General features: G+C 37.4%; 12 protein-coding genes. 4 read left to right on the top strand and 8 right to left on the bottom strand.

All coding sequences use genetic code 11. The features are described 5' to 3' along the window. Nucleotides 1-66: 66 nt before the first annotated feature. Complete coding sequence (locus M23134_RS06625) at nucleotides 67-4083, bottom strand: hybrid sensor histidine kinase/response regulator transcription factor (protein WP_002694755.1); 4017 nt, start codon at nucleotides 4081-4083, stop codon at nucleotides 67-69. A gap of 464 nt (nucleotides 4084-4547) precedes the next feature. Between M23134_RS06625 and M23134_RS06620 the strand changes: the two genes are divergently transcribed. Then, nucleotides 4548-5414 carry a DnaJ C-terminal domain-containing protein gene (locus M23134_RS06620; RefSeq protein ID WP_002694753.1) on the top strand — a complete coding sequence of 289 codons (867 nt, stop codon included), beginning with the start codon at nucleotides 4548-4550 and terminating at the stop codon, nucleotides 5412-5414. Nucleotides 5415-5497: 83 nt separating this feature from the next. Here M23134_RS06620 and M23134_RS06615 read toward each other — a convergent pair whose 3' ends face one another. After that, nucleotides 5498-5872 carry a hypothetical protein gene (locus M23134_RS06615; protein ID WP_002694752.1) on the bottom strand — a complete coding sequence of 125 codons (375 nt, stop codon included), beginning with the start codon at nucleotides 5870-5872 and terminating at the stop codon, nucleotides 5498-5500. A gap of 133 nt (nucleotides 5873-6005) precedes the next feature. Then, complete coding sequence (locus tag M23134_RS06610; protein ID WP_002694751.1) at nucleotides 6006-7910, bottom strand: M1 family metallopeptidase; 1905 nt, start codon at nucleotides 7908-7910, stop codon at nucleotides 6006-6008. Between the two features lie 452 nt (nucleotides 7911-8362). Here M23134_RS06610 and M23134_RS06605 point away from each other — a divergent pair, with 452 nt between their 5' ends. Both M23134_RS06605 and M23134_RS06600 read left to right on the top strand, forming a co-directional pair. Next, nucleotides 8363-8563, top strand: a complete 201-nt coding sequence (locus M23134_RS06605) for a hypothetical protein (RefSeq protein ID WP_002694750.1) — start codon at nucleotides 8363-8365, stop codon at nucleotides 8561-8563. Between the two features lie 121 nt (nucleotides 8564-8684). Beyond that, entirely contained in the window at nucleotides 8685-8939 is a 255-nt protein-coding gene (locus tag M23134_RS06600) for a hypothetical protein (RefSeq protein WP_002694749.1), read from the top strand. 117 nt (nucleotides 8940-9056) lie between these two features. On the opposite strand, the gene M23134_RS06595 is transcribed toward M23134_RS06600, so the two are convergent. From M23134_RS06595 to M23134_RS06575, 5 genes are all read right to left on the bottom strand, one after another. Continuing rightward, nucleotides 9057-9827, bottom strand: coding sequence for a class I SAM-dependent methyltransferase (locus M23134_RS06595; RefSeq protein WP_002694747.1), 771 nt, complete (start codon nucleotides 9825-9827; stop codon nucleotides 9057-9059). A gap of 314 nt (nucleotides 9828-10141) precedes the next feature. Beyond that, nucleotides 10142-10414 carry a hypothetical protein gene (locus M23134_RS06590; protein ID WP_002694746.1) on the bottom strand — a complete coding sequence of 91 codons (273 nt, stop codon included), beginning with the start codon at nucleotides 10412-10414 and terminating at the stop codon, nucleotides 10142-10144. Nucleotides 10415-10653: 239 nt separating this feature from the next. Further along, nucleotides 10654-11124, bottom strand: coding sequence for an aldo-keto reductase family protein (locus M23134_RS06585; RefSeq protein WP_002694745.1), 471 nt, complete (start codon nucleotides 11122-11124; stop codon nucleotides 10654-10656). Between the two features lie 527 nt (nucleotides 11125-11651). Continuing rightward, a complete protein-coding gene (locus M23134_RS06580) occupies nucleotides 11652-11852 on the bottom strand; it encodes a hypothetical protein (protein WP_075163997.1) in 201 nt (66 codons plus the stop codon). A gap of 548 nt (nucleotides 11853-12400) precedes the next feature. Beyond that, on the bottom strand, nucleotides 12401-14035 hold the full coding sequence (locus M23134_RS06575; protein ID WP_002694743.1) for a hypothetical protein: 1635 nt from the start codon (nucleotides 14033-14035) through the stop codon (nucleotides 12401-12403). Between M23134_RS06575 and M23134_RS40980 the strand changes: the two genes are divergently transcribed. Continuing rightward, nucleotides 14023-14184: a hypothetical protein gene (locus M23134_RS40980; RefSeq protein ID WP_157558373.1), complete on the top strand. Its 162-nt coding sequence runs from the start codon at nucleotides 14023-14025 to the stop codon at nucleotides 14182-14184. The genes M23134_RS06575 and M23134_RS40980 overlap by 13 nt on opposite strands. Nucleotides 14185-14233 lie beyond the last annotated feature (49 nt).

The following is a 14233-nucleotide window of genomic DNA, read 5'->3' as shown; positions in this document are numbered from 1 at the left end:
GTAATTTGTATTAAAATGTTGTTTGTCGGTTGATTGTGAGGGGTATTTGCCAATAACTCATCAAAGTTACTGGTATTTTTTTGGGGTTACTCCAAATTGTTTTTTGAAACAACGGTTAAAATAAGATACATCATTAAAACCTACCTGAAACGCAATTTCTTCGATACGGCCACTTTTTTGTTTAATCAACGAAGCCGCTCGCTTAAGCCTAATAGTACGAATAAACTCAGTGGTAGATAAATTAGTAATAGCCTTGAGTTTTTTGAACAAGCCCGATTGACTCATGCCCATTTCTTTGCTAAATGCTGAAACATCAAACCCTGTATTATTGAGGTGTTCTTCTACTGTATCAAGCGCTTTTGTCAAAAAAACTTCATCCATAGAAGTAGCCGTTACCTGAGAGGGTTCTACTACAAGCTCTGGCTTGGCCATTTGCTGCATAAATGCCTCTTTTAGTTTTTCCCTTCTTTCCAGTGTATTTTTTATTCTAAGCACAAGCTCTCTAGGACTAAACGGTTTTGTGAGATAGTCGTCTCCACCAGTTTCTAATCCAGTAATTTTACTCTCAAAAGATGCCTTTGCCGATAAAATAATGATAGGTATGTGGCAAGTTTGTGGGTTATTTCTAAGTGTTCTTAATAACTCCAACCCATCAGCTTTTGGCATCATCAGGTCACTTATAATCAAGTCGGGCAGTTGGTTGCTAGCTTTTTCAATACCTTCTACGCCATCTGCTGCTTCTATTACCTGATAAGTAACGGCTAGTTCTGTCCTTATAAACTGTCGGAGTTCATGGTTATCTTCTACCACCAATACGGTATGACTTGCCTCAACTGGCAAAGGAGGTGGTGTTTGATCTTCTTGTGTATTTATATCTACTGGGTCGGTCAGCGTGAGAGCTGTTTCTTTTGTAGGAGCCATTGCTTTTGAAGAGTGACAAACAATGGGGAGTTGAATAAAAAATGTGGTGCCTTTATCCACTTCACTGCTTGCTTTTATATTGCCTCCGTGTAGTTCCAACAGTTCTTTTACCAGTGACAACCCAATACCAGTACCTTCGTGTGTTCTGGTTTGTGATCCATCTACCTGATAAAACCTGTCAAATATAAAAGGCAGTGACTGAGGAGGGATACCAATCCCTGTATCCGATACCTTGATTTGTACCATCTCCTCTTTTTGTTTTACTTCTATTGTAACCAAGCCATTTTCGGGAGTAAATTTCAGTGCGTTGGACAATAAATTAAAAAACACTTTTTCAAGCTTGTCATGGTCAAACTCACCCATTATCTCCTCTTGATGCAATAGCAACTTAAGACCAATGTTTTTTTGATTGGCAAGCAACTCGAAAGAATAGATAATGTTTTTCAAAAAAACGTGAAATTTACCTGTTTTAAGTTGTAAAATCAGTTTGCCGCTTTCTAGTTTAGAGAAGTCTAACAGTTGGTTAATCAGCTTTAAAAGGCGTTGGGCATTGCTTAATATAGACTTTGAGTGAGATTGGGTGGTAGTGCTTTCAGCCGAATGAAGTATTTGTTCGGCAGGACCAATAATGAGAGTAAGTGGCGTACGAAGTTCGTGCGAAACATTAGAGAAAAAATGAGATTTTATTTGATCCATTTCTTTAAGCTTTTCTGCTTGTGAAGCAATTTCTTCTTTTTGTTGGGCAAGCTCAAAAGTTCGTTGTACTACTACTTGTTCTAGCTTAAGTTTATCTTTTATCAGTTGTTGCGACCGCCACTTGACAATGCCGTATACCAGTAGAACAAAGCCTAAACCTACCAATACTTTGAACCACCAGGTATCCCAAAAAGGAGGGATTACCTCAAATACTATTTTAGTAGATGCAGACCAGACACTGTTAAACTTCTTGGCTCTTACTTCAAACGTATAGGTTCCTTTGGTAAGGGTGCTGTACTCTACAAAAGCTAGGCTGGTTTCTTGCCACTTATCTCCCTTGAGTCGGTACTGATAGCGAACCCCTTCGTTGTAGGTATAAGTCAATGCTGAGAAGTACAACTTAAGGGAAGAGTGATATTTAACCTGAAGGGGAGTATTTAATCTCTGATCAATGCCGTTGACCTGAATATCTTCTATGTATAGTTTGGGCGGTGCCGCCTTCTTAAAGGGTTTACTAAGGTCTAACCTGGATACTCCTTTACTTGTACCTATCCAAAGTTGTTTTTTATTGCTTAAAAACAAACAGTTAATATCAGAAGCAATGAGTCCATTTTTATGGGTATAGTTGATAAATTGCTTGCCATCAAAACGAGACAAGCCTTTAGAAGTACCCACCCATATAATACCTTGATGATCTACCAGTACCTGGTTGCAGTTGTTAGATACCAGCCCGTCTGAAGTGCCAAAACACGCTATGGTTCCATTGACCCACTTACATATTCCTTCTTTGGTGCCTATCCATAGTGCTCCTTTTTTACCTATGGCTACTTGGTTTATAAAATTACTGCTCAAACCATCAGCTATATTAAGAGTATCTGTAAGGGTAATCTCCAGACTATTATTGCTTAAAATGGTATGCTTAAAGGCAAGAAGCCCTTTATTAGTAGCTAACCAATGTTTGCCTTGGTACTCTAATACTTGATGGATCATTAGGTCTTTACCAAGTTTGCAGCTCTTGGTATAAAAAGAGTTGGTCTCAGAATAATCACAAAAAACAATAGTATTATCTTGAAATGTCCAAATTTTATTTTGACTATCAAGGTATGGGCTTTTACTAAACGACTGGATATTGAGTTTTTCAACTTTTTTCGTTGTATTCCTGAATAGGTGACTTTGTGAACCTTGCTTAATATTTTGTAAAATGCTAATCAATAATGATTGGTTTTTATCTTTTATTATGCTGTTTACTTCCTCTGAAGCATTTTTCCCAAGTAAATACTTTCTTGAAAAAACATTGTTTTTATAAACAAATACCCCATTGATAGTACCTACATAAATGTTTCCCTCTTTATCTTCATTAATTGTATTTACAAAAATATTTGTAAGTCCATCTTGTTTGTCATAATTGGTAAAAGGATGAGATAACATACAGTACACTCCTTCACCATTGGTAATAAGCCACACATTATCTTCGTGATCTACTTTTACTGCTACTGGCAATACCTTTAATCCAAGTTTGGATTTAAGGTCAACCGTAGTGGCTGTGGTAGGGTCATAGCTATAAAATCCCCGGTTGTTGAGATTGATATAGTTTGTAATAAAATAGATTTTACCTGAAGAAGTCACCTCTACATTGGTAATATTTTGATTGGGTAATCCCTTTTGAATCACCTCTACATTTTTTGCCGCATCTATTTTTAAAATTTTACCTTTACAGCTTACCCAATAAGTTTGGTTAGCGTCTTGAGAAATGTCGTATACTGTATCATTTTTGATTATATTAGGGTAAAAACGACTGAAAGTTGTGTCATTATGGTATTGCCATACTCCTGGAAGTGAACCAAATAATAACATAGCTTTGGTGGTAGTAAGATAGGCTTGGGTATAATCTAGTTTTCGTGTATAACCTGATTTTGAGTATTCAGACGGAGGTATATAATGGCTGTATCTAGGGAAAGAATCCTTGGTTTGGTACAGGAAAGTGGATTTTTTACGATGGCCAAACTTCCATTCATTGTTTTTATAAGTATAAGGGTATAGTGTAGACCTACGGTCAGATAGCCACAGTTTATCACCCTGAACACCTACATAAGATACTCGAAAAAGTGGGTAATCAAGTTTAGGGGTAAAAATAGAGTCGTTGTATAAATAGTTGAGCCCACCTTTCCACGAGCCAATCCATAGTTTACCCTCTTTGCTTTCTGTCAGGTTGATGATATAATTGCTCAGTAAGCCATCAGCGCTTCGATAAGTCTTAAAGCGCTTACCATTAAAACGTACCAACCCATCATCGGTACCAAGCCAAATATAATTTTTGCTGTCTTGGATTACATCAAACCCAATGTTATGAGGCAATCCATTGTCGGTAGTATATTGCTTGATATGAGGTGAATGTTGTAGTTGTGCAAAGCCTGATGATGAAGTAATAAACAGTAATAGAATGTAAATAGCTGTTTTAATATTCATTGAGTTAATCAATCGATTTTAGTGATGCCTTTTGTGAAATATCGTATAGTTTAGACCTTTATAATGGTTAATTTACGCATATCTGGCGTCATTTCTGAAATTTGACCTTATTTCTTTTGGTAAGTGTGAGCAATCTGCTAAATGCTTGTTTATCAAACTATTATTTTGCCAATGATGTTTCAATATGTAGTATAAATGAAGCTTAGGATGAGTATTTCTACACTCGAAATATTGACTGCCAATGGTTTATTTGTTGGTTTTACTACAAAATTTGGCGAATGACACATTGTTTTTGTAATATAATAAGATGCAAACGTTTAGATAGTTGCAATTTTATTATATCAATGATTAAATTAGCTCGACTTGTCACTAATCAATGTCAAACAAGGTTATATTGCATATTGTTTACTTTTGAATAAGCAATATAATCAAAGACTATAGACCAAATTACAGAAGATACCAATATGAGTTATATAGATTACTATCAGGTGTTGGGGGTAAGCAAAAATGCCAGCGAAGCAGAGATAAAAAAAGCTTACCGCAACCAAGCACGCAAATATCACCCTGATGTAAACCAAGGTAATAAGGAGGCAGAACGTAAGTTTAAAGAAGTAAACGAAGCCTATGAAGTGTTAAGCAACGCCGAAAAACGCAGCAAGTACGACCAGTATGGCAGTAATTGGAAAAATGCTGGAGCTGGGGGAGACCCGTTTACTTATGATAGTGAGGGCTTCGATTCACAATATTTCTCCGACTTTTTTAATGATTTATTTGGCGGTGGTGGTGGTTTTGGCGGGGGCAGACGTACCCGCAGTACCCGTGGCGAAAATATGGTGGCTGAACTCGAGCTCAACCTGCGCGATGTGTACCAAACCCACAAACGTACTTTAGATATAAACGGCAAAAGTTTACGCGTTACTATTCCGGCGGGCATAGATGATGGTCAAAAAATTCGTCTGAAAGGACAAGGAGCGCCTGGCGCTTTTGGCGGCGAAAAGGGGGACTTGTATATAACTTTTCGGATTCATCCCGATCCGGTATTTGAACGCAAAGGTGCCGATTTATATGCCGATGTGCCAGTAGATTTATACACTGCATTGTTGGGGGGAAATATAGAGGTTGAAACACTGGGAGGAAACGTGAAAATTAAAATCAAGCCCGAAACTGCCAACGGCACTAAGATGCGTCTGAGGGGCAAGGGGTTTCCTATATATAAACAAGAAGGTGATTTTGGCGACTTATACATTACTCTTAGGGTAGCTTTGCCTACCGACTTGAGCGAAGCCGAGAAAAACTTGTTTACTCACCTTGCCGATTTGAGAAAAAAATAACAAACAACAATACAAGGTCAAAATGTCCATAAGTTAAAAAAAGGCTTTCTGATACGTCAGAAAGCCTTTTTTTAAGTCATAGGTTAATTTGGTATATATGTATATGCTTGTTTTTTGCCATTAGGAGCCAAGCAATACAAACCACCAGGAACAAACTCTAGTGTGTATATAGTTTTACCATTAGGAAACCTCACCTTGACTATTGTTGTGCCTTCCATACCACTGATTACTTCTTTTGTACTCAATACCACCAGTTTGATACGCTTGGCGTTGCGTGAGGTATAATACCAATACTCAGCTACTTTAGAGTTATTTTTGTCAGACTTAGAAATAATGTATTCTGTAATACCATTACCATAAAAGTTGTGGCACTTGTATTTGTTACGCCATTGAGCCTGGGCGCTGATAGTACTAAAGAACATGCCTACCAGTAAGAGAAAAAATAGTTGTTTTGTCATCGTCATCATATTTAGTTGGTAACCGTTTTCTGGTCAAACGTTTGGTTCTCCAACTTAGTTAAGATCTACCTGACAAATCCAATAAACTGCCTTGTACTAACAAGGCAGTTTCATAAAACTCAGCATTAAAACTTTATTTAAGCAATTTATCAATAGTATTGTAACTCACCGAGTGATAGTTGGGGCGTGCCTTGGCATATATTTGCTTTGCCAATGCTTTGCCTTCTTCAGTCGTAATCATTGATTTGTACAAAGGCACCAAAAACTTACGACGACCTACATTTATCAAAAATTTCTCAAGAGCTGGGTACGCTTCGTTGTATCCACTGGGCACTGCCCGACTCAACCACTCGGCGGCTATCTCAGAGTTGCCCGATTGGGTCAATTTAAATGCAGCATCCAGTTCCTTAAGTTTTGCCAACTCTACCTTAGTAGGTAGCTTACGCAAAAAGTGTAACCATTCGTGGGTACTCCATTCTTTGGTATCAAGTTTTGCTGGATTTTTACCGCCTTCCCAGGCAGCATACGCCTTGTCAATATTTTCAAAACGAGTAGCCTTTACTTTAGGGCAGTTGGCAGGTAAACCAGGCTGATATACCCATTCGTCTAAGTTGAGCTTGGTTGCCTCCGGCAATGCTTGCTTCAAATGAACAAGAAAACCTTCGGTGTCCATAGATTGGAATTTATATTGGGCAAAGTAGTTTTTCAAAAACTCGTCAAACTTCTCTTTGCCCACAGTTTCAGCAATGAGTCTCAAAAAGAAATAGCCTTTTTCGTATGCAATGTCGTTCATGCCGTCGTCTGGGTTGCGTCCTTTGAGGGCAAGCTTAAGTTTAGTATCCTCTTTTTCCAGCTCTTTGACTGTTTCCTGCAAATCTTGGAGTCCTAACTTGGCAAGCATTTCAGCGTAAGACTCTCCCCGAAGTGCTTCCATAATTTTTCGTTCAAAAAATACCGTAAAGCCTTCGTTTAGCCAGAAGTCGTTCCAGGTTTTATTGGTCACTAGGTTTCCCGACCATGAGTGTGCCAGTTCGTGGGCTATCAATGAAGTAAGCGAACGGTCACCCGCCAAAATAGTAGGTGTAGCAAAAGTCAAACGTGGGTTTTCCATTCCTCCAAAAGGAAAACTTGGGGGCAACACAATTACATCGTAGCGTCCCCATTCATACTTGCCATAAATGCCTTCAGCCGCCTCAAGCATTTTTTCCATATTGGCAAATTCATAAGTACACTTGTCCAGCATGGCTGGTTCGGCATATACCCCTGTACGCTCGCCTATTTTACCAAAAGCCAAATCGCCCACCGATAAAGCAAGCAAATAAGCCGGAATAGGCTGAGGCATTTTAAAATTATACACTCCCTCAGCATTTTTTTCTACAGGGTTTTCTGCGCTCATCAATGCCATCAAGCCTTTAGGCACGGTGATCTTAGCCGAGTAAGTAAATCGAATACCGGGACTGTCTTGACAAGGTACCCAACTACGCGCCAAAATAGCCTGTGACTGAGTAAATAAGAAAGGGTGTTTTTTGCCCGCAGTTTGTTGGGGGCTCAACCATTGCAATGCTTCAGCTTGTGGGTTAGTTTGATAATATACGGTTACTTTTTTAGTATCAGGGCTAATATCTATCACCAACGCATTGCCTAAGTGTTCTATAGTGCTTTCTAATGTAAACTTGGCTTCTTTTTCATCATCGCCAATGGTTACTTTATTAATGCCTAGTTCCTTGGTATCTAGGTATAGCTCATCTGTTTTAGCTTTATTGTCTAAGGTAATAATAGCTTTACCAGCAATGATTTTGTTGTCAAAATCAACCTTAATGTCCAATGCCAAGTCAGTCATTACTGCTTCTTTAGCTTTGGCAAAAGTGTGTACATCTACGCTTTTTAGTTCCATATTTTTAGTAGTTGAAGTAGCTCGAGAGGTATCTTGGGTTTTGGTAGAGTCACCATTCTCTTTATTATCATTGCTATCTCCACAGCTTACCAACACCAACAACAGCCCTGCGATACTCAGTAAATGAAGTAGTTTGTTTTTCATGTTTTTCAGATTGATTTATACTTTATGAAGGGGCAAATTAAATAAAATGGCTTAAATCGAGATGAATTATGCAGATTACCTGTTCATTTTTTGTGAAAACAGATGATGCCTAACGAAATATCGTTTACGTTACGTTATTTCGTATTAAAAAGCAATATTTAGAAAGGTGCATTTCCTGGAAATGGAAAATATTTGAATTTTATTGACTTGATTTACAGTGTTTTATGTTTTTATTTTAAAGTAAAAAAAATATTTTTGGTCTTTGGTTTGAATATTATGATAACCAAAGATATTTAATAAGCTTTGTGGTTAGGAAAAAAAAACGAGATTCTATTAGGGTCTCGTTTTTTACTTTAGGCTTATTTCTCACCTCTTCAGACCTGTACCAAATCAACTTCCCTTGCCTCTCATTTTTCCTTACCTTTGCAGTCTCACCATTTACCTATAAAAACATGACCATAGAAGAACTAAAAGCATTTTTTGAAGAGTACTCGGCATTGAGCATTAATGCGGTGAATAAAGAAGCAGGGTTAGGAAACAGCTATTTGCATGCTATTTTGATGGGGGGACGCCCTTTAACTCAAAAAACTTTAGACAAGTTAATGCCTGTGCTTGAAAAGTATGGATACAAAGAATTTAAAAAGGAAAAATAAGACGTGAAATTTATTTCTTTTTTTACTATCTTTGCAATGCTTTTGAGGTAAAAAAGTAGCCTTTGGGTAGTGACGTGAGAATCCCCCAAAGGCTTGTATTCAAATCAAAATAACTTGAACAATGCAAAGTAAACATGCTCCCTTGAATAATCAAACCCAATTGAACGTTGAAACCGCTCTTTTTGTCGAAAATATTCGCTATAGTCTTCAACGTCGCCTTGAAAACCTGATAGCATTGGGGCAAGACTCTCTCGAGCTTCTTCGTGAAAACCATTGTATAAATGCACGCGAAGCCGAAAATCATTGGGTACTCTTAGAAGACCACCTCCAGCTCATTCGCAACGATTGGGCAATGTTGGAATGGTTGCAAAAGTAAAGACATGAAAAAAGCTTCAGGTGAGGTGCCTGAAGCTTTGGTTTTTATATATGTATTTCTTTAGTAAAGATCTTATAGTTGCGTCAGTACTACCGACTTCCAACTAAAAACTCCCGACTATTTAGTAGCTATATAAAACAAATCTAAACTCTCGTCGGGGCGATCGCTTAGGTAATAGTCATCAAAATTGATTTGTGCTACCAGCGAATTATCCTGCTTCTGCAACTTCTTACGGTTCATTCTATTCAAAATATCGTAAGGTACCTGTAGTACCTGGCGTGGCAAACGATACTGTAGGTTAAAAACATCCCAACGAGTAATCTTTTCTACCGATTTTTTATTTTGGTTATAATAACCCATCACCTTTTCATTGCCTTTTACTCCGTGGGTATCTACCTGACTAAAATACTTCCCCATCAGCGTGGCAAGCTCTTGTGCAGTATATTCACGAATATGCCAAGGGTTACGCGTAAGCGAATATTTAATATTAGGAGTAGTGATCAAAGCCTTGCCACCTGGCTTCAGCACCCGGTTGATTTCCTTCAAATACAAATGATCGTCTTTGATGTGCTCGATTACTTGAAAAGAAACCACAAAATCATAAGTATTGTCTTGTAGCCCAGTAAAAGGAGGGATGTTTTGCGAAAGAAAAGTAAAATCTTTGTATTGTTCTGATAGCCAGGCTATCAACTTATCATTTTTGTCTATAGCAGTATACTGGTCACATACTTTTTGCAAAGTTTCCAGCCCACGACCAAAGCCACAGCCTATTTCCAGCAAATTGCCACTTACATATTTGATAGCCTCTTCGTAGGCAAAAGTCAATCTTTGGTGAACAGGATTGTCAGAAACTATCTCGTTAGATGTTATTTCGGTAGTCTTAAACATAGTAAATAATGTTTAGGAACATGTTCAAAATAAGTGTCGAGATTGAGGTCATAAACTCAAGGCTGACTGAGGCACTTTTTGCGGGCAAGGCAACATCCGGGGGATGTTGAGCCAGACCGTGGGATGGTACCACGGACAATAAAAGTAACGAAAGTCAGGAAAGAGGATGTGTTCTAAACCGGACAGTTATTGCGATCACGTTCCTTAATCAAACATTACCCGCATCTAACAGGGTGCAGCTACAGGCAAGTCTGAAAAAATAGATATAGAATGCAAAGTTACAAAGCATTGAGCACATTCTATCTATTTTAACGTTATTTAGCACTTGTAGTAGTGTGTTCTTCTTCCTCTTCTATGTCTTTCTCTATCCCTCTAATGCCCTTAAACAACGTGTTAAGAGCATTGATAAGCATGAGTACACCTATCAAAATAATGAAATGATCTTTGTGTAAACGTAAGTGAATAAAATCTTTGACAACCACATGCACCATGTCATAGATACTGACTGCAATTAATGAAATGCTCACAGTTAATTGGTAGATGGGGTGGTTGATGAGTTGATCGATGCCGTTTAATATTTTTTTCATATATATCCTCATTAGTTCGTAATGAAATTTAATAATAAATGTGGTGTAAGTCAATCAACCCATACAACAAAGTAAGGGAGCAATTAAAAATAGGATACTGGATTTTTGCTAGCTATTTTATTCTGAGACGCGGCACTTTTTAAAGTCATAGCAGAGCTATGGCTGCAAAAAGTAACAAAGTCTTGGGGCAAAAGAGCAGCTACAAAATGGGTAGGTTATTTCTTGTTTGCTCCCTAACCTTATACCAACACTTTAGCAGGCACTACTACATTCTTGATGTTTATTTTTTCGAGCAACTGTTCTTCAAGCAAATCTGCCCAGGTACGCAAGTATTTTACTACATCGTCGCGTTTGTTGTGCATGAGGTAGCGGTTGTTGGCAGGCAATCTCTTGAGCACTTGTTTGTCCGATAGTTTCTCAAGGTGTTTAAGATCGGTACGGGTAAGCCCGGCATTGAGCATCTCGCTGATGACTATGTCCATAGGCAAGTTGCTGGTGGGACAAAACTCTGAGGTTTGTTCCGACCAATCACCAAAACGGGTTTGCAAAGCATATTCGTGTATTTTGGCTTTACTAAGCTGGGTAATTTCTTGCGCCAGATTGCCACAGTTGCAACTGCCCATGTGCCCCCATTGGTAGGGAGCCCCTTTGGCAAGTTTATCCGCTGTTTTGCGTAAAGCCTCTATCAAAAATGTACTGGGTTGTGCCATAATATCAAAAAAAATAAGAGTTGGTTTTATATCTATGAATGATTTAAGTACCGAGGTAGAATTAAATATACCTAATGAGTAGGTGTAACAGCCATATTATGAGTGAGTTACCCTTGCCTGTCGCCTATAGTTAATTACTTGCTGCTACTTATAATTATATACTTTAACAGTTGTTTAAACCTATCTGTTTGCTCTTTTCTTAAGTTTTTCTGTATTAATGGCTTGCTTTCCGTTGATTTTTACAGCATAACAGTGTCTCACCTGTTTTAACTTTGAATAAAGTTTGTATTTACCTTTTGTGGCAAAGCCTCAGATACTCAACTGCTTTGTCTGTATGCAATGAAAGGAGATAGTTTTTTTTCAAAATACTGAAGGGAAATTGGTTGAATAGTTAAAAAGTGAATGTGGTGCCTGGGGTGGGTTAAGGAAGGTTGCAAAAGAAAAGCCCACTCTTATATATAAGCGGGCTTTTTGTCTGTCAATTGACAAATATTTTTATGTCATAAGTAGAGATTGTACAAAGGTGTTTAGTCTTCGAATGTAATTTCCATTTTAATGGTTGCATAGTCCCCTAAAATAGACTCTATTTTGTTATGAGAGATAGATTTTCTTTTAAGAAAGTCATAACGAGCATCCTTATATTTAATCTTTCTTTCAGGTGCTAGTTTAGGGTAAACATTGTCCAAAAAATGTTGGAAAGCATCCTCTAGGGTATCAAACTTTTTCATTTTAATCATCCTTTAATTTATTAAAAAAAATTATCGCAAATATTCTTCGTAAGAAATTAAATAATTACTTCAAAATCAAGTGCTTATATTGCAATTTTTAATATTTTTTGTTCCAAATAACGAAAAAAAGTGAAATTGTAGAACATCTCACTTGTTTTTGTTGGCATGAGCCACATGTAATTTAGTGCTTTACGCTATTTTTTATTCTTGTATTATTGCTGATGATCTTTCTTTTATATGGTGAGTCTCTTGCTCTCTAGACATTTGGTAGCTTCGAGCAAGTAAGTTTGACAGCAAGCAACAATACACCGTTGATAAATTATTTTTTTTTACAGCATACAAAATAGCTGTATAGAGCAAGTATTGGTCTTACCCGTCATCATTATTTTAAAGCTATTTGATATTAGGTAAGGCTTAATTACCTGTTGTATGCAATAATAAATCAACAGGTATAAAAGCACAGCAGGGGTGAATTGAGCAAGGTTGTAATTTACAAGGATTAAAACCAAAATTACCTATTTTTTCCACAAAGAAAAATAAAATCAATTTTATTGAACTTTGTTCAGCTTTTGCTTAAGTTTTTTATCCCACTCTATAATACTTCGCTTGTTCTTGTTAAGCATTTGCCCAATCTCCCACTGACTAAAACCTTCTGACAGTAGTTTAAGGTATACTTTTTCTTGTGCACTCAATGTGACATCATTGGGTAGGTTTTGAGTATAATGTTTCAGGGTATCGTTCCCCAGGTGGGTGTTGAGCAATGATAATATTTTTTCAAACTCGTTTTGCTCTGCCAAAGAACTCAATAGTTTGGTATTTAACTTTTGGTTGGTAATCATTAGTTGCGGTTGTTCTGCAGGAGGAGGCATTGCCTGTTTTTGCTGCAATTGATACCACCAAACTATACCGCCCAACATGATGAGGATGATCATAATGCCCCAAAAAATCCATCGTTGTGTATTTTCGTTACTTAGTTGGGTTTCAAGAGTAGGTTTTGTCATTCTCAGTTCGGCGGTTGAGTATACTTTACTCAATAGTAGGCTGTCTTGTTTTTCTATAAGCAAATGTGTACGAATGTATTTTTTACTTGCTTGCTGTTTTTTGATTTTGTATTGATTGATTAGCCCCAGATACACCTCATTTTTAGTACGTTTGTACATTTGCATGGCAGCATTGCAGGCGTCCTGGTAATCTTCCCTGATCATTTCTGTGAGTCCTTTTTGGTCAGCCATGTTTTGTGCGTTGTTACGAAGCAAACTAATGACTGAATCATATTTATTGAATCCTTGCTTGACCTCCCTAATGTTTTGCTGAAACAAAGCAATCATAGCTTTGTAAAACCAATACATGTTTTGCAAATTCAGGTCTTGATAGTGTATTTGTTGAGCTTTATTCAAGTAGTATTTACCAAATTTAAACGCCTTTTTTTTGTAATAAATTTGCGCCAACCGAATGTTGTACAAAGCTTTATGGTAAGTCTCAAGGTTAGGTTGTTGCAGTGCTAATTGTGTATAATGTATGGCAGAATCGGGCGAAATTGCTTCATAAGCAAAACTAGAATTATAATACGCCATAGCTTGAGTGCGAGGGAAGTATTTTTTCCTTAACTCAATTGATTTGCGATGATAGTGTAAAGAAGAGTCAATCCATTTGATAGAAAAAGTGTCTGCCTGGCTTAGGTTATAAAACACATTCCCCAACGACGAATAACTGTTCTTGAGATTGCCCAGTTCCCCTTTTTTTTCTGCATGTTTTGTTACCCACCTAGCTAACCTTAAAGCAGTGTTATACTTCTTCTGACGACGATAGGGAGCTATCATTGCCAGTCTGACTTTGTTTTTACTTGTTTCGTTGGTATAAAGCTTAAGCGATTGTTGATAGTAATGAATAGCCGTATTGTTCCACTCTTGCGCTTTAGCCATTTTTCCAAGCAAGCAATATACCTCAGCCCTTTGATCATTATTGCTGGCAGATAATAAAGCTCGGTTGGCGAATATTTTTGTACTATCCGGGTATTTGTGTCTGAGTTTTCGAGCTTTTTCGTAATTTTTTTTGTAAATTTCAGATGTATTTACAGATTGTGCTTTAGCTGAGGTAAAGAACCCTGATAAAACACCCAATAATACAAATACACCATTTATATTGTACACTTTTAATTCGTTGCTTAAAGATGAAAAATTCATTCGAGTCATTCACAGATTGTGAGCTGTCAGAGTCACAGTTAGCACTAACTTCAGGCGGTAAATGCCCTTGCCCAGAAGATCCTGGTGGGTCTTCAGATGCAGGTAATAATACTACCAGTGGAGGTGCTATTTATTATTACTACTATTAATAAAATACAGTTGAACAGCATTACTCCAGTGATTTCTATTCAGCTATAT

The organism is Microscilla marina ATCC 23134 (genome assembly GCF_000169175.1).
Taxonomy (GTDB): domain Bacteria; phylum Bacteroidota; class Bacteroidia; order Cytophagales; family Microscillaceae; genus Microscilla; species Microscilla marina.
This window is presented reverse-complemented; position numbering and strand designations above follow the sequence as displayed.